The 20,256-nt window shown below is 67.1% G+C and carries 15 protein-coding genes and 1 pseudogene; 6 read left to right on the top strand and 10 right to left on the bottom strand.

Going from position 1 to position 20,256, the window contains the following annotated elements:
- Nucleotides 1–3 precede the first annotated feature (3 nt).
- A complete protein-coding gene (locus tag OMP39_RS01125; protein ID WP_264892987.1) occupies nt 4–648 on the bottom strand; it encodes a response regulator transcription factor in 645 nt (214 codons plus the stop codon).
- Entirely contained in the window at nt 645–2,738 is a 2,094-nt protein-coding gene (locus OMP39_RS01120) for a two-component system sensor histidine kinase NtrB (protein ID WP_264892986.1), read from the bottom strand. Before OMP39_RS01120 ends, OMP39_RS01125 begins: the two co-directional genes overlap by 4 nt.
- A gap of 314 nt (nt 2,739–3,052) precedes the next feature.
- Here OMP39_RS01120 and OMP39_RS01115 point away from each other — a divergent pair, with 314 nt between their 5' ends.
- From OMP39_RS01115 to OMP39_RS01105, 3 genes are all read left to right on the top strand, one after another.
- Nucleotides 3,053–5,350: an NADP-dependent malic enzyme gene (locus OMP39_RS01115; protein ID WP_264892985.1), complete on the top strand. Its 2,298-nt coding sequence runs from the start codon at nt 3,053–3,055 to the stop codon at nt 5,348–5,350.
- 375 nt (nt 5,351–5,725) lie between these two features.
- Nucleotides 5,726–6,073, top strand: coding sequence for a guanyl-specific ribonuclease (locus OMP39_RS01110; protein WP_425340651.1), 348 nt, complete (start codon nt 5,726–5,728; stop codon nt 6,071–6,073).
- A 24-nt stretch (nt 6,074–6,097) separates the two neighbouring features.
- On the top strand, nt 6,098–6,493 hold the full coding sequence (locus OMP39_RS01105; protein ID WP_264892984.1) for a barstar family protein: 396 nt from the start codon (nt 6,098–6,100) through the stop codon (nt 6,491–6,493).
- A 232-nt stretch (nt 6,494–6,725) separates the two neighbouring features.
- On the opposite strand, the gene gshB is transcribed toward OMP39_RS01105, so the two are convergent.
- From gshB to OMP39_RS01075, 6 genes are all read right to left on the bottom strand, one after another.
- Nucleotides 6,726–7,673, bottom strand: coding sequence for a glutathione synthase (gene gshB / locus OMP39_RS01100; protein ID WP_264892983.1), 948 nt, complete (start codon nt 7,671–7,673; stop codon nt 6,726–6,728).
- Nucleotides 7,674–7,773: 100 nt separating this feature from the next.
- Nucleotides 7,774–9,660, bottom strand: coding sequence for a potassium transporter Kup (locus OMP39_RS01095; RefSeq protein WP_264892982.1), 1,887 nt, complete (start codon nt 9,658–9,660; stop codon nt 7,774–7,776).
- 121 nt (nt 9,661–9,781) lie between these two features.
- Nucleotides 9,782–11,077 carry a glutamate--cysteine ligase gene (gene gshA / locus OMP39_RS01090; protein ID WP_264892981.1) on the bottom strand — a complete coding sequence of 432 codons (1,296 nt, stop codon included), beginning with the start codon at nt 11,075–11,077 and terminating at the stop codon, nt 9,782–9,784.
- A 271-nt stretch (nt 11,078–11,348) separates the two neighbouring features.
- A complete protein-coding gene (gene amt, locus OMP39_RS01085) occupies nt 11,349–12,878 on the bottom strand; it encodes an ammonium transporter (protein WP_264892980.1) in 1,530 nt (509 codons plus the stop codon).
- Nucleotides 12,879–12,934: 56 nt separating this feature from the next.
- On the bottom strand, nt 12,935–13,273 hold the full coding sequence (gene glnK, locus OMP39_RS01080) for a P-II family nitrogen regulator (RefSeq protein WP_264892979.1): 339 nt from the start codon (nt 13,271–13,273) through the stop codon (nt 12,935–12,937).
- Nucleotides 13,274–13,301: 28 nt separating this feature from the next.
- Nucleotides 13,302–14,072, bottom strand: coding sequence for a TorF family putative porin (locus OMP39_RS01075; protein WP_264892978.1), 771 nt, complete (start codon nt 14,070–14,072; stop codon nt 13,302–13,304).
- A 257-nt stretch (nt 14,073–14,329) separates the two neighbouring features.
- Between OMP39_RS01075 and OMP39_RS01070 the strand changes: the two genes are divergently transcribed.
- From OMP39_RS01070 to OMP39_RS01060, 3 genes and pseudogenes are all read left to right on the top strand, one after another.
- Nucleotides 14,330–15,853, top strand: a complete 1,524-nt coding sequence (locus OMP39_RS01070; RefSeq protein WP_264892977.1) for a YifB family Mg chelatase-like AAA ATPase — start codon at nt 14,330–14,332, stop codon at nt 15,851–15,853.
- A 69-nt stretch (nt 15,854–15,922) separates the two neighbouring features.
- A pseudogene (locus tag OMP39_RS01065) lies at nt 15,923–16,216 on the top strand (styrene monooxygenase/indole monooxygenase family protein); the annotation flags it as partial.
- A complete protein-coding gene (locus OMP39_RS01060; RefSeq protein WP_425340682.1) occupies nt 16,190–16,330 on the top strand; it encodes a glycoside hydrolase family protein in 141 nt (46 codons plus the stop codon). The pseudogene OMP39_RS01065 and the gene OMP39_RS01060, both read left to right, overlap by 27 nt.
- Here OMP39_RS01060 and OMP39_RS01055 read toward each other — a convergent pair whose 3' ends face one another.
- Nucleotides 16,331–17,059 carry a M48 family metallopeptidase gene (locus OMP39_RS01055; RefSeq protein WP_264892976.1) on the bottom strand — a complete coding sequence of 243 codons (729 nt, stop codon included), beginning with the start codon at nt 17,057–17,059 and terminating at the stop codon, nt 16,331–16,333.
- The gene (locus tag OMP39_RS01050) at nt 17,056–20,256 is read right to left on the bottom strand and encodes a type I restriction endonuclease subunit R (protein ID WP_264892975.1); all 3,201 of its coding nucleotides are present in this window, start codon (nt 20,254–20,256) and stop codon (nt 17,056–17,058) included. Before OMP39_RS01050 ends, OMP39_RS01055 begins: the two co-directional genes overlap by 4 nt.

The raw sequence follows: 20,256 nt of genomic DNA, 5'->3' as shown, positions 1-20,256 counted from the left end.
TTGTCAGTCCTTGAGGTCGCGCAACAGGTTGGCGAGCTCCACCGCGGACTTCACGTCCATCTTCTCGAACACGCGGGCCCGGTGGACTTCCACCGTGCGCACGCTGATGTCCAGCTCGTCCGCGATGAGCTTGTTGGGCCGCCCTTCGACCACCAGCCGCATCACGTCGCGTTCACGCTCGGTCAGCTCGGCCAGCCGCCGCTCGATGGCCTGTCGCGCGCGCCGGCGCTCCAGCACCTCGGCGCTGCGCGCCAGCGCCTGCTCGACGCGGTCCACCAGCGCGTTGTCCGAGAACGGCTTCTCGACGAAGTCGAAGGCGCCGCGCTTGACCGCGGCCACTGCGGTCGGCACGTCGGCGTGCCCGGTGAGAAAGATGACGGGCATCAGGTCGATGAGCCCGCGCTCGATGAGCCGGTCGAAGAGGGCCAGACCGCTCATGCCCGGCATGCGCACGTCGAGCAGCAAACAGCAGGGATCTCGCAGCGCGCCGCCCGGGCGCGCGTCGAGCATCGCCTCGAACGCCTCGGCCGACGCATACCCTTCGGAGAGCAGCCGGCGCGAGCGCAGCAACCAGGCGAGCGCGTCGCGCAGCACGTCTTCGTCGTCGACGATGTAGACGGTCGGAATGGCAGAAGCCGAGGTGCTCATCCGGTGGCCTCGTCAGGGGTCGGGGCAAGAGGGGCGTCGCTGCGCGGCGCGCGGCGGGCCGCGGCGCTCGCATCGGCTGCAAGCGTAAACCGAAACACCGCGCCCCCACCTTGATCGGCGCCCAGGTTCTCGAACAGCAGCGCCCCGCCGTGCTGCTCGATCACCGTGCGGCACAAGCTCAGGCCCAGCCCCATGCCCTCGGCCTTCGTGGTGAAGAAGGGCGTGAAGAGCCGCTCGGCCACGGCCGGCGCGATGCCGGGGCCGCGGTCGATGACCGCGATCTCCACCCAGCGCGGCTGCGTCTGACGCACACGCAAGGTCAGCACGCGGCGCTCCAGCGGCATCTCCTCCATCGCCTGGATGGCGTTGCGGGTGAGGTTGAGTAGCACCTGCTCGATCATCGTGCGGTCGCACATCACGCGCGGCATCGGCTGCGGAGGCGCCGGCAGGTCCAGCTCGATGCGCGTGCCGCTCTTGCGCGCCTGCAGGCGCACCAGGGGCATCACCGCCTCCAGCAGATGATCGACGCGGGTCGCTTCGCGCACGTGCTCGCGCCGGCGCACGAAATCGTGCACGCTCTTGATGACGCGCCCGGCCCGCTCGGCCTGCTCGGCAATGCGCGCGAGCGCCTGCCCGATCATGCGCTGCGTCTCGGCATCGACCGGCCCCTCGCTCATCAGGTTCATCGACCCGGTCGCGTAGCTGGAGATCGCCGCCAGCGGCTGGTTGAGCTCGTGACTGAGCAGCGAGGCCATCTCGCCCACCGTGGCCAGACGCGCCGTGGCTTGCAGGCGCTCGTGCTGCTGGCGCGAGAGCTCCTCCATGCGCCGCTGCTCGGAGATGTCGAGCACCGCGCTCATCCAGCCGGTCTGACGGCCGTGCCCATCCACCAGCGGGGCCTCGAAGATCATGACGGGGAAGCGCTCGCCGTTCTTGCGCATGAACACCGTCTCGTGCCCCGTGCGCGGCGGCGCGGTGCCGGCCAGGCGCACCCGCTGCCGGCGCGTGTACTCGGCCACCATCTCCGGCGGCCAGTAAGGCGGCGGATCGCCCTCGGTCATCGTGCCCAGCAGTTCGTCCGGCGCGAAGCCCACCATCTCGCAGAAGGCCGGGTTCACGTAGGTGATGCGCCCTTCCAGGTCGCGGGCGCGCAAGCCGGTGACGAGCGAGTCCTCCATCGCCTTGCGAAAAGCCAGCGCCTCGGCCAACCCCTGCTCCGCCTCGGCGCGGCGCCGCGTGTCGCGCACCAGCAGCACCACGACCGCCCCCAGCGCGATCGACAGCCCCAGCACGAGGGCCGTGGCCAGGTTGGGGATGAGATCGGGCTTGCCGATCGCGCTGTCCACACGCAGCTGCAGCGGCGTGCCCGGCAGGTCGATGATGCGCTGCGCGACGTACACCCCGCGCCCGCGCGCCACATTGCCCGAGCGCGCGAGCCGCGTGCCATCGCCTTCCACGAAAGCGAGCTCGTGCCCCTCGGTGCGTGCGCGCGTGATGCTCTCCGACAGCATGCCTTGCAGCGAGTACGACGCCACCATGTAGCCCACCGCCTCGCCCTGGTGCATCACCGGCATGCACACGTCCATCAGCTCGATGCCGAGCCCGCCGGGCAGCGGCACGAAGTAGCTGCGCGAATAGACGGGGCCCGACAAGCGGTGCGCGCTCGCGCACGCCACCTCCGCGTCGAGGTCGGCGTCCGTGCGGGGCAACTGCTTGAACACCGGGGGCCGGTACGGCGACTCCACGAAGCTCGTGACCTGGAACGCCAGGTCGCGTCGCTCGATGCGCACCAGCTCCCGGCGCTCTCGCAGCAGTTCGCTCGCCCCTTCGCGCCAACGCGCCAGGGGCGGCTCGTTCCACAGCAGCGCCTGCAAGCTCTGCTGATCGCGCGCGAGGCTGTTGCGCAGGTCCGCGGCGGCGTCGGCGGCCACCTCCTCCACCCGCTCCTGCGCGCGGGCGGCCTCGTAGTCGAGCGTCAGGCGCACCAGCGCGGTCTGGCCCACCACGAGCAGCGCCACCAGCGCCGCCCAGGGCAGGGCTCGGCGCCACGAGGCGGCAGTGCGGGTCGATCCGGGCTCGGCGGGCATCATCGGGATTGTCGCGCCACCGCAGCCGGCGACGGCGCACCAGCCACGACTATGACGAGGCCGCCGCCCCGGACCGGTACGCAATATTGCGCATGCGGGCAGACGGCGGCGTTTGCCACACTGCGCCGCCGGTGCGGCCGCGGCGGCGGTCAGGCGCGAGGCCCCGCCGGCGCTGCACGGGGCGCAGGGCTGTCTCGACGCCGCAAACGCGGCCCGGCCCACTCCTACAATGGTCCGCGCAGGGCTGCCGCCCAGTCGCACGGCAGCCCGCCGCCCGCCAGCGGGCCACACGACCACGGACACCACGAAGGATTGCGATGCCCACCCCTGAAGAAAAACGAGCCCAGCTGCGCCGCGCGGCGCTCGAATACCACGAGCTGCCCGCGCCGGGCAAGATCGCCGTCACCGCCACCAAGCAGCTCGTCAACCAGCGCGATCTCGCGCTCGCGTACTCGCCGGGCGTGGCCGCCGCCTGCGAGGAGATCGTCGCCGACCCGACCAACGCCTTTCGCTACACCTCGCGCGGCAACCTCGTCGCGGTGGTGACCAACGGCACGGCGGTGTTGGGGCTCGGCGACATCGGCCCGCTGGCCGCCAAGCCGGTGATGGAAGGCAAGGCGGTGCTGTTCAAGAAGTTCGCGGGCATCGACGTCTTCGACATCGAGATCAACGAGAAGCACGACCTCGACAAGCTGGTGGACATCATCGCCGCGCTCGAGCCCAGCTTCGGTGGCATCAACCTCGAGGACATCAAGGCGCCGGACTGCTTCTACGTGGAGCGCAAGCTGCGTGAGCGCATGAAGATCCCGGTCTTCCACGACGACCAGCACGGCACCGCCATCGTCGTGGGCGCGGCGCTGCTCAATGGTCTGAAGCTCACCGGCAAGGACATCCGCGAGATCAAGCTCGTGACCTCCGGCGCCGGGGCGGCGGCGCTCGCGTGCCTGAACCTGCTCGTCAAGCTCGGCCTGCCGCGCGAGCACATCTGGGTGACCGACCTCGCCGGCGTCGTCTATGAAGGCCGCACCGAGCTGATGGACCCGGACAAGGCCGTCTTCGCGCAGAAGACCGAAGCGCGCACGTTGGCCGAGGTCATCGAGGGCGCCGACGTGTTCCTGGGGCTGTCGGCCGGCGGCGTGCTCAAGCCGGAGATGGTGGCCAAGATGGCGCGCCAGCCCCTCATCTTCGCGCTGGCCAACCCCACGCCCGAGATCCTGCCCGAGGAAGTCAAGGCGGTGCGCGACGACGCCATCATGGCCACCGGCCGCACCGACTACCCGAACCAGGTCAACAACGTCCTGTGCTTCCCATACATCTTCCGCGGGGCGCTGGACTCGGGGGCGACCACGATCACCGACGAGATGGAGATCGCGGCCGTCCACGCGATCGCCGAACTGGCGCAGGCCGAGCAGAGCGAGGTCGTCGCCGCCGCGTACGCGGGCGCCACGCTCAGCTTCGGCCCCGAGTACCTGATCCCCAAGCCCTTCGACCCGCGGCTGATGATCCGCATCGCGCCGGCCGTGGCCAAGGCGGCGGCCGACTCCGGCGTCGCGCTGCGCCCGATCCAGGACTACGACGCCTACCGCGAGAAGCTGCAGAGCTTCGTCTATGCCTCGGGCACGACGATGAAGCCCATCTTCGCGGTGGCCAAGCGCGCGGCGCACAAGCGGGTCGTCTACTGCGAAGGCGAGGAAGAGCGCGTGCTGCGCGCGGTGCAGGTGGTGGTGGACGAATCGCTCGCGCGCCCGACGCTGGTCGGCCGCCCCGAGGTCATCAAGCAGCGCGTCGAACGCTTCGGCCTGCGACTGCAGGAGGGCCGCGACTACGACGTGGTGAACACCGAGTACGACCACCGCTACCGCGACTACTGGCAGACCTATCACCGCATGACCGAGCGCAAGGGCGTCACAGCCCAACTCGCCAAGATCGAGATGCGCCGTCGCTTGACGCTCATCGGCTCGATGCTGCTGCACAAAGGCGAGGTGGACGGCATGCTGTGCGGCACCTGGGGCACGACGGCCATGCACCTGCACTACATCGACCAGGTCATCGGCCGGCGCCCGGGCGTCAATGTGTACGCCTGCATGAACATGCTGATCCTGCCCACGCGGCAGGTGATGCTGGTGGACACGCACGTCAACTACGACCCGAGCGCCGAGCAGCTGGCCGAGATCACCATCCTCGCGGCCGAGGAGATGATGCGCTTCGGCCTGCACCCCAAGGCCGCGCTGCTGTCGCACTCCAACTTCGGCTCGAGCAACCAGCCCTCGGCCGTCAAGATGCGCCAGGCGCTCGAACTCGTGCGCCAGCAGGCGCCCTGGCTGGAGATCGACGGCGAGATGCACGGCGACCTGGCGCTGGACGCGGCCGCCCGCCACGAGCTGATGCCCAACAGCACGCTGGCCGGCGAAGCCAACCTCTTGGTGCTGCCGAACATCGACGCGGCCAACATCAGCTACAACCTGCTCAAGACCGCCGCCGGCGGCGGCATCGCCATCGGCCCGATGCTCCTCGGCGCCGCCAAGCCGGTGCACATCCTCACGCCTTCGGCCACCGTGCGCCGCATCGTCAACATGACGGCGCTCACCGTGGCGGACGCCAACGCCGCGCGCTGACGCGGCAGGCCCGGCCCGCGTGTGCGGCTCCCCGGTGGGCGCACGCGGAACCGGCGTCTCCTGTGAAACGCGCCACGGTTTGCACCAGGGGGCGCGGCGGCGTCCCTCGGCGCGTCACGCGGCCTCGGCAGCCGCCGCAGCGGCGGTCAATGCGAGGCGCCATAAGGCCAAAAAAGAAAGCGATCGCTCACGTCAGAAGCAGCGAATTCCGATCCTTTCTGCTGAAAATTGCAGCAGAAACTTGTGGTTTTTCCGCCAAACCGGTACCATCGCGGCTTCAGTTTTCAGGGAAAACCCGTGGGGACCGCTGGTACGTCACGTCGGTGGCCGTCGTCGCTCCGCAGGGTAGGAGCCGCCACCGTCGCGGCGCTGGCCGTGGCCTTCGCTTCCGGGCCGGTCGATGCCAGGGGGCCGACCACGGTGCAGGGCGAGCGAGCGGTCATCGCCTTCGCCGAACTGCCGCCGCAAGCGCAGGAGACCCATCGCCTCATCCGCCAAGGGGGACCTTTCCCCTACGAGAAGGACGGCACGGTGTTCTTCAATCGAGAGCGGTTGCTGCCGGTCAAGCCTCGGGGGCACTACCGCGAATATACGGTGAAAACGCCCGGGGTCCGTCACCGGGGGCCGCGGCGCATCGTGTGCGGAGGGCAGCCGCCGAGCGCCCCTGAAGCCTGCTATTACACCGACGACCACTACGCGAGCTTCCGCCGGATCGTCGAATGATTCGTTGCACTTGGGGATCGTGACATGCTTTTGCAGACCGTCCGTCCGAACATCGTCCAGTCGATACGCGCATTCCGCGTAGAAGACTTGATGCAGACCGCGCAAGACACCGGGCAGCACTTCCTCTACGCGAACCTGGCGAACGCGCAGACCAAGCAGGAAGTGCTGGAGACGATTGCCCAGTCGTTCCTGTTCCCGGCGCACTTCGGCAAGAACTTCGATGCGCTGTACGACTGCATGACGGATCTGATTCACAAGGCCGGCCCGCAGCCGGGCTTCATCGTGGTGCTCGAGCAGCTGCCGGACAACCCGCGCTTCGACCGCGAGGCCCGCGAGCAGCTGCTGGACGTCTTCCGCGACGCCGCCGACTTCTGGGCGGAGCGGAAAGTGCCATTCAGGTGCTTCTATTCTTTTCTGTAGCCCGCTCCCAGGAAATCGGGTCATGGGAGCGGGCGAACGAAGTGGCCCGCAACGGCGACATCACGCCGAAGAAGAACGGTGCGCCGGCGTTCACGATCAATCTGCCGCCGATGAGCAGCGCGTTCGACACCGCCTGCTGGCTGGCGGCGGCCTGAGCCCCCCTCGCCGGACCTCGAGCGAACGGAGCGGCCCTGCGGGGCCGCTCTTCTTTTGGGGGACCCCCTTGGTTCGCTCACCCCGCCAACGCCGCCTCGAGCGCGTCGATGAAGGTGCAGGCAACGTCGTAGCCGGTCTGCTGGGCGATCTCCTGGAAGCAGGTCGGGCTGGTGACGTTGATCTCGGTGACACACTCGCCGATGATGTCCAGCCCGATGAGCAGGAGCCCGCGCGGAGCGAGCACCCGGCCGATCGCGCGTGCCGTCTCGCGGTCGCGCTCGTTCAGCGGCTGCGCCACCCCCTTGCCGCCGGCGGCGAGGTTGCCGCGGATCTCGCTGCCTTGCGGGATGCGGGCGAGCACATAGGGGATCGGCTCCCCGCCGATCACCAGCACCCGTTTGTCGCCCTGCACGATCTGCGGCAGGTAGCGCTGGATCATGATGGTGCGGGTGCCGCCCTGGTTCAGCGTCTCGATGATGCTGCCGAGGTTGAGTCCGTCGGGGCCGACCCGGAAGATGCCCATGCCCCCCATGCCGTCGAGCGGCTTGAGCACCACGTCGCCGTGCTCGGCGTGGAACTCGCGGATCTCCTCGGCGTCGCGGCTGACCAGCGTCGGCGCGATGAACTGCGGGAACTCCATCACCGCGAGCTTCTCGGGATGGTCGCGCAATGCGCGTGCGCTGTTGAACACGCGCGCGCCCTCGCGCTCGGCCTGCTCGAGCAGGTGCGTCGCATAGAAGTACTCGGTGTCGAACGGCGGGTCCTTGCGCATCAACACCGCGTCGAACGAGGCCAACTCGACCACCTGCGGCTCGCCGGCCTCGTACCACGGGTCGCTCACCCCGGTGAGGAGCACCGGCGTGGCGCGGGCGACGACGCGCGAGCCGGTGCGCCAGGCCAGATGACGCGGCTCGCAGGCCCACAGTTCGTGACCGCGCGCGGCCGCCTCGCGCATCATTGCGTAGGTCGAGTCCTTGTAGATCTTGAATCGGTCGAGCGGATCGGCGAGGAAAAGGAACTTCATGGTCGTGGGGTCGGGGCTGAATCCTTCCCGGCGGTCACGAGAGCTTCACAGCCTATCAGGGCCCGGCCCGTCCCGCCGGCGAGGGGCTGGACGAGGCGCGTCAGATCTCGATCTTCGAGCCCAACTCGACCACCCGGTTGGCCGGCAGATGGAGGAAGTCGGCCGCCCCGGCCGCGTTGCGGTGCATGCCCGAGAACAGCTTCTCGCGCCAGGGCATCATGCCGCTGCCGAAGGTGGGGATGACGATCTCGCGCGACAGGAAGTACGAGGTCTCCATGTCGTCGAGCTGCACGCCCCGGCCGCGCAGGAGCCGCAGCGCCTCGGGGACGTCCGGGTCGTTCTTGAAGCCGAAATGCAGCACCACCTGCCAGCAGTCATGCCCCAGCGGCTCGACCTCGACGCGCTTGTCGAAGCCGATCCACGGCACCTCGTGGTGGCGCACGGTCACGAAGAGGTTGGTGTCGTGCAGCACCTTGTTGTGCTTGAGGTTGTGCAGCAGCGCGTTCGGCGTGGTGCCCTTCTCGGCATTGAGGAACACCGCCGTGCCGGGCACCCGCGTGGGCGGGCTGAGGAAGACCGAGTCGAGGAAGCTCTTGAGTTCGACCGACTCGTCGCGCAGCCGCTCGCCGAGGAGCTGACGACCCTGCTTCCACGTCGTCATCAGCGTGAACATGATCGCGCCGATCACCAGCGGGAACCAGCCGCCGTCCAGCACCTTCACCGCGTTGGCGGCGAAGAACATCATGTCCACCACGAAGAAGAAGCCCGTCGCCGCCACGCACACGGCCCAGGGGTAGTTCCACGCGTAGCGGATGACGAAGAAGGTCATCACCGTGGTGATGAGCATGTCGATCGTCACGGCGATGCCGTAGGCCGAGGCCAGCGCGCTGCTGGAGCCGAACAGCACGACGGCGATGACGATGCAGCCGTACAGCGTCCAGTTGACGAAGGGCACGTAGATCTGCCCCGCCTCGCGCACGGAGGTGTGGGTGATCCGCAGGCGCGGCAGGTAGCCGAGCTGGATGACTTGCTTGGTCACCGAGAAAGCGGCCGAGATGAGCGCCTGCGAGGCGATCACGGTGGCACAGGTGGCCAGCCCAATGAGCGGGTACAGCGCCCAGGTCGGCGCCATCTCGTAGAACGGGTTGTTCACGTTCTCGGGGTGGACGAGCAGCATCGCCCCCTGGCCGAAGTAGTTGAGCACGAGCGCCGGCATCACGAGGCTGAACCAGGCCACGCGGATCGGGCGCTTGCCGAAGTGCCCCATGTCGGCATACAGCGCCTCGGCCCCGGTGACGCACAGCACGATCGCCCCCAACGAGACGAAGGCGAGCCCGGGGTGCTGGAAGATGAACAGCAGCGCGTGGTGAGGCAGCAGGGCCGAGAGCACCGCCGGATTGCGCACGACGTGCGCCAGGCCCAGCACCGCGAGGACGATGAACCACACGGCGGTGATGGGCCCGAACAGCTTGCCGACGCTCGCCGTGCCGCGCTTTTGCACGGCAAAGAGCGCCGTCAGCACGACCAGCGTGATCGGCACGACGAACGGCTCCAGCCCCGGGGCCGCCACTTCCAGCCCCTCCACCGCCGAGAGCACCGAGATAGCCGGTGTAATGACCCCGTCGCCGAAGAAGATGGCCGTGCCGAAGATGCCCACCACCAGCAATCGCCGGCGCAGCACCGGCCGGTCCTTCACGGCCATGGAGGCCAAGGCCAGCATGGCGACCAACCCGCCCTCCCCGTTGTTGTCGGCCCGCAGGATGAGGCTCACGTACTTGAGGGAGACGATGATCGTGAGCGTCCAGAACATCATCGACAGGATCCCGAGGATGTTCTCCGCGGTCACAGGGATGCGGCCGTGAGTGAAGACTTCCTTCAGCGCATACAGCGGGCTGGTGCCGATATCGCCGTAGACGACGCCGATCGCACCGAGTGTCAGCGCCGCCAACTGGGAGCCGGCGGGCGCGCGTTGGGTCCTGGATGCCACGAGCGGGAGGTCGTTATGGAAAGGCCGCCATTTTGCGCCTGTCCCGCCGGGGCTGCTCGAAATCAATGTTGCGACGCAGCAACGAAGGCGGGCGAGGCCCCGCGCGCGGCGGGACGGGGGCTCAATCGTACGTCTCGGCGTTCGGGTCGGTGGCCTCGAGCTCGTAGCTGGCCGCCAGCATGGCGAGCCGGCCGATCACGCCGTACATGTAGAAGCGGTTGGGCGGGCTCGCCCCGGGCTTGGCGTGCGGCTTGGGCAACTGGGCGGACTCGGCGAAGGCCAGCGGCACGAAGCTCGCGCCCGGGGAGTTGAGGTTCTCGTCGATGCCCCGCTCGGCATGCACCCGGTAGAAGCCGCCGACCACGTAGCGGTCGATCATGTAGACGACCGGCTCGGCCACCGCGTCGTTGATGCGCTCGTAGGTCGGCACGCCCTCCTGGATGATGACCTCCGACACCTCCTGGCCGTCCTTGATGACGGACATCTTGTTGCGGGTCTTGCGATTGAGCGCGGTCAGGTCCTTCGCGTCGCGCACCGTCATGATGCCCATGCCGTAGGTTCCGGCATCGGCCTTGACGATGACGAAGGGCTTCTCCTGGATGCCGTACTCCTTGTACTTGCGCCGGATCTTGGCCAGCAGCGCATCGACGTTGCTCTGCAGGCACTCCAGCCCGGCACCCTCCTGGAAGTTCACCTGGCCGCACTTGGCGAACATCGGGTTGATGAGCCACGGGTCCATGCCGAGGAGCTTGGCGAACTTCTTGGCGACCTCCTCGTAGGCCTGGAAGTGGTTGGACTTGCGCCGCACCGCCCAGCCGGCGTGCAGCGGGGGCAGGAGGTACTGCTCGTGCAACCCCTCCAGCACCTCGGGCAGGCCGGCCGAGAGGTCGTTGTTGAGCAGGATGGTGCAGGGGTCGAAGTCCTTGAGGCCCAGTCGGCGCTTGGTGCGGACCAGCGGCTCGACGGTGAGCGTGCTGCCGTCGGGCAGCTCGAGCGTCGTGGGCTCCTTGATCGTCTCGTCCAGCGTGCCGAGCCGCACGTTCAGGCCCGCGGCCTGGAAGATCTGCACCAGCCGCTGGACGTTGGTGAGGTAGAAGGAGTTGCGGGTGTGCCGCTCGGGGATCAGCAGCAGGTTCTTGGCCTCGGGGCAGATCTTCTCGATCGCGGCCATCGAAGCCTGCACCGCCAGCGGCAGCATCTCCTCGGTGAGGTTGTTGAAGCCGCCGGGGAACAAGTTGGTGTCCACCGGCGCGAGCTTGAAGCCGGCGTTGCGCAGGTCCACCGAGCTGTAGAACGGCGGCGTGTGCTCCATCCATTCGAGCCGGAACCAGCGCTCGATGGCAGGCATGGATTCGAGGATGCGCTGCTCGAGCTCGTTGATCGGGCCGGTCAGCGCCGTGATGAGATGAGGGACCATGCGGAAAGCCTTCAGTGGCGGCGAGTGAAAGCCCCCCGCGGCGGGACGCGGTGTGCGCCCCGCCCCGTCCGTCAGGCAGACGCGGGACGACCCTGCGTGTCCTCGAGAGGGCGAGCGTCGATTCTAGGCAAATGGGGTCCGACGCGTGTTGCGCAAGACCGTCTGCCACTCTGTTGCCATTCGAGCAACGAATCGGGCCCGCCGGGAGTGACCGCCTTCGGTCCCCGGGGCGCGTGCCGGGCGGCCAGGCTCGGCCGCGCCCCGAAAGGCCTCACTTGCTGTAGGCCGTCTCGCCGTGCGAGGCGATGTCCAGGCCTTCGCGCTCTTCTTCCTCGCTGACGCGCAGACCGATCACGAGATCGACGACCTTGTAGGCGATCGCCGCCACCACCGCCGACCACACGACGGTCAGGAGCACCGCCTTGAGCTGCGTCCACACCTGGGCGGCGATGGAGTAGTCGGCCGCGGTGACCATGGTGCCGGTGACCCAGTCGGCGACGAAGCCGGGGCCGCCGAGCGCCGGCGAGTTGAACACGCCCGTCAGCAGCGCACCCACGATGCCGCCCACCCCGTGCACGCCGAACACATCGAGCGAGTCGTCGGCCCCCAGCACTCGCTTGAGGCCCGAGACGCCCCACAGGCACGCCAGGCCGGCCACCAGCCCGATGACGAGCGCGCCGACGATGCCGACGTTGCCGGCGGCCGGCGTGATGGCCACGAGACCGGCCACCGCACCGGAGGCCGCGCCCAGCATCGACGGCTTGCCCTTGCTCAGCCACTCGCCGGCCATCCACGACAGCACCGCCGCCGCGGTGGCCAGGAAGGTGTTGATGAAGGCCAGCGCCGCGAAGTTGCCCGACTCGAGCGCTGAACCCGCGTTGAAGCCGAACCAGCCGACCCACAGCAAGGAGGCTCCGACCATCGTCAGCGTGAGCGAGTGCGGGGTGAACGCCTCGCGCCCGTACCCGATGCGCTTGCCCACCATGTAGGCGCCGACCAGGCCGGCAATCGCGGCGTTGATGTGCACCACGGTACCGCCCGCGAAGTCCAGCGCGCCCCATTGCCAGATCTGCCCGGCCTTGGCGGTCAGCGCGTCCACCTGGTCGGCGGCGGTGTAGGCGTCGGGGCCCATCCAGAACCACACCATGTGCGCGATCGGGAGGTAGCTGAAGGTGAACCACAGCACCATGAACAAGAGCACCGCCGAGAACCTGATGCGCTCGGCGAAGGCGCCGACGATCAGGCAGCAGGTGATGCCAGCGAAGGTGGCCTGGAACGCGGCGAAGAGGATCTCCGGGATCACCACGCCTTTGCTGAAGGTGGCGGCCATCGAAAAGGAGCCGCTGGCCGCGTCGAACGTGCCTTTCATGAGGAAGCGATCGAAGCCGCCGATGTAGGCGTTGCCCTCGGTGAATGCGAGGCTGTAGCCGTACACGAACCACAGCACGACGATCAGGCTGAAGGTGGCGAACACCTGCATCAGCACCGAGAGCATGTTCTTGCTGCGCACGAGACCGCCGTAGAAGAGGGCCAGGCCCGGCACCGCCATCATGATGACGAGCAGGGTGGCGACGAGCATCCAGGCCACGTCTCCCTTGTCAGCGGTGGGGGTCGCGGCCGGCTGCGCGGAAGCGGCGCTCTGTACGGGAGCGGCGGCCGTGGCAGGGGCTGCCGAAGCCGGCTCGGCAGCCGCCGCCGCAGCCGCCGGGGCAGACGCAGGCGCGGCGTCCTGGGCATGAGCGCCGAGCGTCCAGCCGAATGCGGCAAGGCCCAGCGCCAGGGAGGCGAGTAGTTTCTTCATGGGTGTTGTTCCTGGCTCAGGAGGCGCCCGCGCCGCGGGCGCCTCGCATCACACGATCACAGGGCGTCCTTGCCCGTCTCTCCGGTGCGGATGCGCACCACCTGCTCCAGCGGCGAGACGAAGATCTTTCCGTCGCCGATCTTGCCGGTGCGGGCCGCCTGCTCGATGACGTCGATGACCTGGTCGACGAGGGCGTCGTCGACGGCCACCTCGATCTTCACCTTCGGCAGGAAGTCGACCACGTACTCGGCGCCCCGATAGAGCTCGGTATGGCCCTTCTGTCGACCGAAGCCCTTCACTTCGGTCACGGTGATGCCTTGCACTCCGATGCCGCTCAGCGCTTCGCGCACCTCGTCCAGCTTGAACGGCTTGATGATCGCCGTCACCATCTTCATCGTCTTCTCCTTGCGAACCGTTCGAGGTTCAGAACGTCTTGCCCACCGACAGCACGAGGCGTGTCTTGCCGCCCGCTTTGGGGGCCGACACACCGGTCGTGAAGAAGTCCTTGTCGCTGGTGGCCACCAGCGCCGCGCCGAGCAGCCAGCCGCTCAGGTCCTTGGTGACGGCGAGCTTGTAGTCGCTCACGTCGTCGTCCTGCAGCCCGAAGTCGGTGCCGTTCTTGACGTACTGATAGCCGTAGTGGCCGCTGACGGTCCAGCCGCCGCCCAGGTCGTAGGTCGCGGCGAGATCCACGTAGTAGTTGCCCTTGGTGTTGCCCGGTGCCCCGTCGCCCAGCCCGAAGAAGTTGGTCAGGCCGTAGTACAGCTTCGCGCTGAAGAGGCTCCAGCCGGCGCCGAGATACAGCTCGGCGTGGTCGACCTTGCCGAGCCCGCCCGTGTCGTCCGAGGGGTAGAGGTAGTAGATGCCGCCGACGTCGACGTTGAGGGGGCCGGCGGAGAACTTGTAGCCGCCATAGAAGTCCATCTCGAGCGAGGCGCCTCTATACAGCGACTGCTCGACGTTGGAGTTCCAGTTGCCCAGGTAGAAGCCCGACGTGTGCGAGAAGTCGATGCCGCCCTGTAGTGAAGGCTTGTAGGCGGTCTGCGTGAAGCCGCGGAACCGGTAGTCGCTCGCGAGCGTGAGGTTGCCGCTCAAGGTGTGGGCGGACGCGGCCGCGGGCGCCGGGGCCTGCGACCAGGCGGTGGCCGACGTGGCGAGCGAGAACGCGGCGATCGCGAGGTGAACTGTCTTCATGAAGGGCTCTCCGAGGTTGAGGGGCGGGGCCGTTTCTGCACGATCCGTGCCACGGCGCGCGCGCACGGTGTGCCCCGAAACGGCACGCCGCCTGCCCTGCGCAGGCCCGACAGCGCACCGTGTGCGTGCGCACCGGGCCGGCTCGGCCCCGGCCGCGCACCGGTTTGGCGCGCCCCCCCAATGAGGGGGAGGCGCACGGGCGCGAGCGGGCGCTGCCTGCACGCGAGAATCCGCATCTCGTTCGCATTCGTCGCCTCATGTCTCTTGCCGTCATCCACAGCCGCGCGCTGGCCGCGCTGCAGGCACCGCCCGTCACCGTCGAGGTGCACCTCGCCAACGGCCTGCCGGCCTTCACGCTGGTGGGCCTGGCGGACACCGAGGTCAAGGAATCGCGCGAGCGCGTGCGCGCGGCCCTGCTGAACAGCGGGCTGGAGTTCCCCCACAACAAGCGCATCACGGTCAACCTGGCGCCGGCCGATCTGCCGAAGGAATCGGGCCGATTCGACCTGCCGATCGCGCTGGGCATCCTGGCGGCCAGCGGGCAGCTCGACGCCGAGCGGCTGGCGCCGTTCGAGTTCGCGGGGGAACTGTCGCTGGCCGGAGACCTGCGCCCGGTGCGCGGGGCCTTGGCGATGAGCGTCGCGCTGCGGCGCCAGGGCTGTGAACGCGCGATGGTGCTGCCGCTGGACAGCGCCCGCGAGGCCTCGCTCGTGCCGGACGCCCAGGTCTACGGCGCGCGGCACCTGCTCGACGTGGTCGCTTCGCTGCATCCCGAGCGTGCTGCCTCCGCAGAAGCGGGCTGGGTGCGCGTGCAGCACGAACTGGCCGTGGCCGAGCCCGTGCACCCCGACCTGCGCGACGTGAAGGGCCAAAATGCCGCCAAGCGGGCGATGGAGGTCGCCGCGGCCGGGGGGCACTCGCTGCTGTTCGTCGGCCCGCCCGGCACGGGCAAGTCGATGCTGGCGCATCGCTTCGCTGGTCTGCTGCCGGCGCTGGAGGTGGACGAGGCCCTGGAATCGGCCGCGGTGCTGAGCCTGGCCGGCCACTTCGAGCCCCGGCGCTGGCGCCAGCGCGTGCTGCGCTGCCCGCACCACAGTGCCTCGTCGGTGGCGCTGGTGGGTGGCGGCGTGCCGCCGCGCCCCGGCGAGATCTCCCTCGCCCACCACGGCGTGCTGTTCCTCGACGAGCTGCCGGAGTTCCCGCGGCCTGCCCTGGAGGCCTTGCGTGAGCCGCTGGAGACGGGGCAGATCACCATCTCGAGGGCGTCGCAGCGCGCGGAGTTCCCGGCCCGCTTCCAGCTCGTCGCAGCGATGAATCCCTGCCCTTGCGGGCATCTCGGCTCGCGGTTGCAGGCGTGCCGATGCACGCCGGATGCGGTCGCACGCTATCAGGCCAAGCTGAGCGGACCGCTGCTGGATCGCATCGACCTGCAGGTGGAAGTGACGGCCGTGCCGCCCGAGGAGCTGCTCCACGCGCCGCCGGGCGAGCCGAGCGCCGCCGTGGCCGAGCGGGTGGCCCGGGCGCGAGAACGCCAGCTCGCCCGCCAGGGGCAGCTCAACGCGCACCTCGCGGGGGCGCAGCTCGATGTGCACCTGCGGCCGGACGAGGCGGCGGGCCGCTTCCTGGAGTCCGCCGCGAAGAAGCTGGGGTGGTCTTCACGCAGCCTGCACCGGGTGCTCAAGGTCGCCCGCACGGTGGCCGATCTGGCGGGCAGCGAGGCCATCAGCACGTCGCATGTGGCCGAGGCCGTGCAATTGCGGCGCGCGATCGCCTCGAACTGACGCCCCCACCCGGCTGCCGGCCGAGCAGCGCGGCCTTTCAGTGCATCTGCGCCCGGGTCTGGCTGGGGCTTTGGCGCGCTGACGTTGAGCGGACCGTGCGAGATCATGGTGTTCGAGGGTCTGCCCGGCGGCCCGATGGACTGCTGGGCCGACGTGCGCACGCCGGCCGAGCACCTGGAGCGCAGCCTGGCGATCCTGCGCACCTTTCTGCCCTGGGAAGCGGCACGCTGCGAGCGCGTGGAGCTGACGGACGCCCAGGGCATCCTGAGCGGCCGCTTCGCGCCCACCGTGCGCCACCCGGTCGGACGCCTGCCTTCGGGGCGGCTGGTGCTGGGGATGGGCGACGCGGTGGTGGTCAATGAGCGGGACTGGGAGACGGCCGCGACAGAGCTGAGGCGCTGGGTCTACGGTGGCGGGAGAGCGCTGCCCGAGTTGGTCGCTCGACGAAATGCCGAAGCAGTCTTGCTGGTTCAATAATCACAGCAGGGCTTGTTCGAGCCTTTGCTTGCGGATCTGCCAATCCGGCATGACCTGTCCAAGCAAGGCAAAGAACTCCGAGCTGTGGTTCTTGTGAATCAAGTGGCACAACTCGTGGACGATCACATATTCGACACAGGGCCGAGGGGCTTGCACCAACCGTGAGTTCAAGGTCATCTGCCCACCAGGAGACAAGCTTCCCCATCGGCTACGCATCTCGCGTACTGCGATGCGTGGCCTCTCGTGCCCAAGTCGCTGGAACGTATCAAAGGCATCCGTCAGCACAGCATCGAACACCTCACGGGCTCGACCAAGATACCAGTGTCGCAGGAGCGCCTTGACCTTTGCGGGAGGAAGCTCTCCCTGGCTGATGACCCACATCTCGCCACGGGTCAGTTTTACATGATCCTGACGGGCATCCGAGTCGTTTGCCTTGACACGCAAACGATACTGTCGGCCCAGGTAGCGATGCGATTCACCGCTGAGATACTGCCTGGGCGCGGTGTGTCTTTCATACCGAGAGAACGTTGCCAGCTGACGACTGACCCACCCTGCCCGCAAGCGAAGCTTCTCGTCTATGGTTGCGTCATCGCACCCCCTGGGGGCAAGCACGAGAACACGCCCTCCGGGGTGCACCTCGATGCCCAGTGTTCGTCTCGACGGGCGCTCGACAATCTCATAGCGGATAACCTCGTCGCCGTAGCAGACCAAGCCGCTTCTGTCGCTCATACCGCCATCCGATGCCTGGCGAGCTGCATCGTCCGGTCGATGATGTCGTCCATCTCGCCGGTCGTCAGAGGGACACCCTTCTTGTCCTTGACCTCGTCGTACAGGTAGTCGTCGATTTCGTTCATCGTTCGACGTTGCGCGTCCAAGTCGTCCCAAAAGCCCACCTTTTTGTTGCGTTGAATGATCGACCAGATGTCGACAGCAGAGTCGGCAGCAAGCGTCGCTGCTGTCTCTTCCGCCTTCACATGGCCGAGGACATAGGGCTTGATAACGCCGTACAAAGCAAGGGCATTGTCGTTACCGGCCAACTGCGCCGGGGCATCGTCACTGCGCCGGTTGACAACCGCATCCTTGATCTCACTGACCTTGTTCAGGTATTCCAGATCGGAGATGCGTTTGGCACGGAAGTCGTCGATGGCCTGCTGAATGAGTTTGGAGAACTTCTCGTAGAACGCGGGGTCCTGTTCCAAGCGCTCGCTGATGGCCTTCTTGGTCGCGTGCGCGATCATGTCTGCCTTGGCTGCCGTAGCCTTAGCTTCACCTTGATCCTCGACCACCTGCTTGAACGCTTTCTCGTCGAAGATGTTCACGGGCTCATTCAGGCGAACCACTTCGTTTGCCGAAATATGCGTGTCCAGCAGCTTCTTGATCTTGGGCTCGAAGTCGCGGTAATCCACCGACTCGGCGTACCGCAACTTGACTGACGCCTTCAGGTTCGTAAACCGCTTCAGATCGTTTTTGTACGACTGGAGCTTCTTCTCGGAGGTCGATGCGATGAACTGCTCAGACGACATCGCAATGGACAGCGTCTTGCCGTAGGCCGCCAGTCTCTCGTAGAAGGACTCGCGCAGCTTTTCGTCAGCCAGCAGCTGCTCGTAGGCCTCTTCGTCGTGCTGGTTCTTGACCTCTTTAAAGAGGTCCCAAAGATCGGCGTGACGCTGGGGCAGTTTGGCCACTTCCTCATTGATGCTAACCAGAGCCCCCGCAAGGTCTGCCTCGTCAAATCCATCGAGTGCGCTATAAGTGGTCAGCGCCTGATCGAGCTCACCCAGGATGCCGGCGTAGTCGATGATGTAGCCGAACTCCTTGGGTTGCCTGCCCTCGTCGTCGTCATACAACCGGTTCACGCGCGCGATCGCCTGAAGCAGCGTGTGCTCGCGCAGTTTGCGCGTCAAGTACAGCACCGTGTTGCGTGGCGCGTCGAAGCCGGTCAGCAGCTTGTCGACGACGATGAGAATCTCCGGCTCGTCGCCGTGCTTGAACAGGTTGATGACCTGCTTGTTGTACTCCTCCTCGGAGCCATACCGCTTCATCATCCGTTCCCAAAAGGCGACCACTTCATCGGTCGGGTTGTCGTCGGTCTCCTCGTTGCCTTCCCGAGTGTCCGGCGGTGAGATGATGACGTCACTGGTCACGTGCCCGATCTCGTCGAGGAACTTTTTGTAGGTCAGCGCAGCCGCCTTGCTCGGGGCGACGAGCTGGGCCTTGAAACCCGTTCCCTGCCAGTTCTGCCGGAAGTGCTCGCTGATGTCGAAGGCGCGCATGTAGATCACCTGGTCGGCCTTGTTGAGCATCTCCGCCCGGCTGTACTTTTTCTTCAGGTCCGCCTTCTGCGCGTCCGTCAGGCCCTGGGTGTGGCGCTCGAACCAGGTGTCGATGGCTTTCTCGTTCTGCTCCATCTCCACATGCCGCGCCTCGTAGAGCAGAGGGACAACCGCGCCGTCCTTGACGGCCTGATTGATGGCGTAGGTATCGATCAAGCCGCCGAACTTGGCGAAGTTGTTCTTCTCCTTCTTCATCAGCGGCGTCCCGGTGAAGCCCAGGTAGCAGGCCATCGGGAACATTTGGCGCATGCGCGCGGCAAAGCCGCCGAAGTTCGTGCGGTGGCTCTCATCGACCAGGATGAAGATATCGGCCGATTCCTCGACGTGCTTCCTGACCGACAGCGCCTTGTCGAACTTGTGAATGAGCGTGGTGACGATGTGCGCCTTGTTCTCGGAGACCAGCTCCAGCAAGTGGCGCCCGCTGTCCGCCCGGTCTGGCGTCAGGCCGCAGGCGGCGAAGGTGTTGCCGAGCTGCTTGTCCAAATCCACCCGGTCCGTCACCAGGACGATACGCGGGTTGCGGATGTCGGGGTCCAGCGCCAGTGCCCTGGCCAACATCACCATCGTCAGCGACTTGCCCGATCCTTGCGTGTGCCAGATGATGCCGCCCAAGCGCCGCCCCACCTCGTCCCGGTGCTTGACCCGTTCGAGCACACGCTGGACGGCAAAGAACTGCTGATAACGGGCGATCTTGCGAATACCACCGTCAAACACCGTGAAACGAAACGCCAGGTCGAGCAAGCGTTGCGGGCGGCACAAGGCGTAGAGCATGCGATCCTGCTCGGTGACAGCCCACGCCTTGTCCACTTCCGGTTCGCGCAGGGACTTGCCATCCCAAATCAGATCGAACAGGCCCGCCTTGGCCTCGAGGGGCAGGGGCCGGTCGAGTACGGCTCGCAATTCCTCTGTTGGAATGTCTTCGCGCCACAAGGCCCAGAACTTCGCCGGCGTGCCCGTCGCGGCATAGCGCACCTCGTTCTTGTTGGTGGCCAGAAGCAACTGCGTGTAGGTAAAAAGCTTAGGGATGTACTCCTCACGCTGGTTGCGGATCATCTGCGACACCGCCTGACCGACCTCCACCTTGGGCGACTTGCACTCGATCACCGCAAAGGGGATGCCATTGACGAACAGCACGATGTCCGGGCGGCAGGTTTCGGTGCTGCGCGTCCGCTCGACAGGAAACTCGGCGGTGACGTGGTAGTCGTTGTTGGCCGGGTTCTTCCAGTCGATGTAGTTGAGTGTGAAGCTCTTGCTGTCCCCCTCGATGGACTGCTCCAGCGACACGCCCAGGGTCAGCAAGTCATAGATCGCCTCATTGGTCTTCAGCAGGCCGTCGTACTTGACGTTCTTCAGGCGCTGGATGGCGGTCTGGATGTTCTCCTCGGAGAAGAGATAGCTCTTCCCCTTGTACTGGATGCGGTTGTTCTTCTTCAGCCGCTCGCGCAGCACCTCCTCCAAAAGCACCTGCCCAAGCTTGCCACCCCTTGCTGCCAGCGCCTGCTCGGGCGTGAGATAGGTGTAGCCCAGGTTGACCAAGACCTGCAGGGCAGGGATCTGCGACAGGTACTTCTCGTTGAATCGAAATCCTTCCAT

This window comes from Schlegelella aquatica (assembly GCF_026013905.1).
Taxonomy (GTDB): Bacteria; Pseudomonadota; Gammaproteobacteria; order Burkholderiales; family Burkholderiaceae_C; genus Caldimonas; species Caldimonas aquatica.
The sequence above is the reverse complement of the archived record's forward strand: the minus strand, read 5'-3'. Positions and strand labels throughout refer to the sequence as shown.

Coding starts and splice junctions, on each gene's coding strand:
- OMP39_RS01070 (WP_264892977.1), top strand. CDS start 14,330: ATGTCTCTTGCCGTCATCCACAGCCGCGCGCTGGCCGCGCTGCAGGCA.
- OMP39_RS01055 (WP_264892976.1), bottom strand. CDS start 17,059: ATGAGCGACAGAAGCGGCTTGGTCTGCTACGGCGACGAGGTTATCCGC.
- OMP39_RS01075 (WP_264892978.1), bottom strand. CDS start 14,072: ATGAAGACAGTTCACCTCGCGATCGCCGCGTTCTCGCTCGCCACGTCG.
- OMP39_RS01050 (WP_264892975.1), bottom strand. CDS start 20,256: ATGGAAGGATTTCGATTCAACGAGAAGTACCTGTCGCAGATCCCTGCC.
- OMP39_RS01115 (WP_264892985.1), top strand. CDS start 3,053: ATGCCCACCCCTGAAGAAAAACGAGCCCAGCTGCGCCGCGCGGCGCTC.
- OMP39_RS01120 (WP_264892986.1), bottom strand. CDS start 2,738: ATGATGCCCGCCGAGCCCGGATCGACCCGCACTGCCGCCTCGTGGCGC.
- gshB (WP_264892983.1), bottom strand. CDS start 7,673: ATGAAGTTCCTTTTCCTCGCCGATCCGCTCGACCGATTCAAGATCTAC.
- OMP39_RS01060 (WP_425340682.1), top strand. CDS start 16,190: ATGGGCGACGCGGTGGTGGTCAATGAGCGGGACTGGGAGACGGCCGCG.
- OMP39_RS01125 (WP_264892987.1), bottom strand. CDS start 648: ATGAGCACCTCGGCTTCTGCCATTCCGACCGTCTACATCGTCGACGAC.
- amt (WP_264892980.1), bottom strand. CDS start 12,878: ATGAAGAAACTACTCGCCTCCCTGGCGCTGGGCCTTGCCGCATTCGGC.
- glnK (WP_264892979.1), bottom strand. CDS start 13,273: ATGAAGATGGTGACGGCGATCATCAAGCCGTTCAAGCTGGACGAGGTG.
- OMP39_RS01105 (WP_264892984.1), top strand. CDS start 6,098: ATGCTTTTGCAGACCGTCCGTCCGAACATCGTCCAGTCGATACGCGCA.
- gshA (WP_264892981.1), bottom strand. CDS start 11,077: ATGGTCCCTCATCTCATCACGGCGCTGACCGGCCCGATCAACGAGCTC.